At 50.7% G+C, this 375-nt stretch carries 1 protein-coding gene; it reads left to right on the top strand.

Annotated features, from left to right (window positions below):
* Nucleotides 1-375, top strand: a 375-nt coding sequence (locus DZ860_RS24185) for a tail fiber assembly protein (RefSeq protein WP_120035745.1), incomplete at both ends; no start/stop codon positions are given.

The following is a 375-nucleotide window of genomic DNA, read 5'->3' on the forward strand; positions in this document are numbered from 1 at the left end:
TGGCCGGAACTAATGAATTTATTGGTGAAGGTGACGCATATATTCCGCCTCATACCGGTCTGCCTGCAAACAGTACCGATATTGCACCGCCAGATATTCCGGCTGGCTTTGTGGCTGTTTTCAACAGTGATGAGGCATCGTGGCATCTCGATGAAGACCATCGGGGTAAAACCGTCTATGACGTGGCTTCCGGCGACGCGTTATTTATTTCTGAACTCGGTCCGTTACCGGAAAATTTTACCTGGTTATCGCCGGGAGGGGAATATCAGAAGTGGAACGGCACAGCCTGGGTGAAGGATACGGAAGCAGAAAAACTGTTCCGGATCCGGGAGGCGGAAGAAACAAAAAAAAGCCTGATGCAGGTAGCCAGTGAGC

This window comes from Vibrio sinensis, from assembly GCF_003605645.1.
Taxonomy (GTDB): Bacteria; Pseudomonadota; Gammaproteobacteria; order Enterobacterales; family Vibrionaceae; genus Vibrio; species Vibrio sinensis.